At 69.5% G+C, this 1,107-nt stretch carries 1 protein-coding gene; it reads right to left on the bottom strand.

The window, feature by feature from the left end; all coding sequences use genetic code 11:
- Positions 1-15: 15 nt before the first annotated feature.
- Complete coding sequence (locus ACIRS4_RS38470; protein ID WP_404204957.1) at positions 16-951, bottom strand: oxygenase MpaB family protein; 936 nt, start codon at positions 949-951, stop codon at positions 16-18.
- Positions 952-1,107 lie beyond the last annotated feature (156 nt).

Below are 1,107 nucleotides of genomic sequence, written 5' to 3'. Positions count from 1 at the left end.
ATCTTCGCATGGCCGCTAGGCCGTATTTCTGGCCACCCAGGACCGCGGATCCACCCCCGGCATGCTGGCCCGGCCCGAGCCGATCAGGCGCTGTTCGCGTCGGGTGACCAGCTTGTACAGGGGGTAGCTGGGGCCGGTCATGGGGGCGTTGAGGGGGTTGCCGAGCAGGGGTGGGGTGATGTGGGCGGTGCGGACGGCTCGGGCCAGGGTGCGGAAGGCGACTTCTTCGCGGAGGCCCCAGGGGAGGTCGTACATGTCGCGGATGCGGGCGGGGAGGCTGCCCTGGACGAGGAGGGAGAAGCCGGAGAGGGCCTGCTGGGCGGGCATCGGGAGGGGGTGGGGGACGCGCTGGCCCATCAGGTAGGAGCCGACCAGTTTGGCCTCGTCGGTGAGGTGGGGTTCGGCGGAGGCCAGGTAGCCGTCGAAGTAGTCGCGGAATTCGCGGTAGGTGTAGGGGGCGGCGGCGCGCGGCATGCCGAACAGTTCGCCCCAGCGGACGTAGTCCTGGTAGAGGCCCTCGCGCTCGGTCGGGGTGAGGCGGCGGACCAGCAGATCGTGCATGACCTCGGCGGAGTCGAAGGTGAAGGCCATGGTCATGAACATCAGGTGCGGGTCGTTGGCGGAGTAGCGGGTGCCCGCCGGGTTCGCCGTGCCCGCGGACTCGGGCAGCGCGCCCTCGACCGGGGCGTGGCGCTTGCGGGTGAATTCCCGTGCGCGGTCGGCTTCTTCGCGGGTGCCCAGGGAGACGGCCTCGAACAGGCGGCCGGTGAGGGCCAGGCGGGTGTACGGGGTGGTCCGGTGCTGGGTGTTCTCGGCGGTCCCGACGTAGAGCAGCGGATGCACCGCGCCGATGACCAGCGCCCGCTGGCCGTAGGTGACTCCGACCGCGCGTTTGCGCATGACCCGCCGGATCATCGAGTCGTCGGAGAAGTAGCCACTCTGTGCAGGCATCGTTGCCTCCCGGTCCGGTGTGATGGCCGCCACCACATCTGGAAACAGAGTCCCCCAGATGACAGATTCTGGCAAGAGCTTCTGCCAGAATCGCTCCCGTGCCAGAATCGGTTCGTGACCGGGCAACGGACCTACGGCGGCGTCTCCGCCGACGAG

The organism is Streptomyces sp. NPDC101166, from assembly GCF_044768125.1.
Taxonomy (GTDB): Bacteria; Actinomycetota; Actinomycetes; order Streptomycetales; family Streptomycetaceae; genus Streptomyces.
This window is presented reverse-complemented; position numbering and strand designations above follow the sequence as displayed.

Coding starts and splice junctions, on each gene's coding strand:
- ACIRS4_RS38470 (WP_404204957.1), bottom strand. CDS start 951: ATGCCTGCACAGAGTGGCTACTTCTCCGACGACTCGATGATCCGGCGG.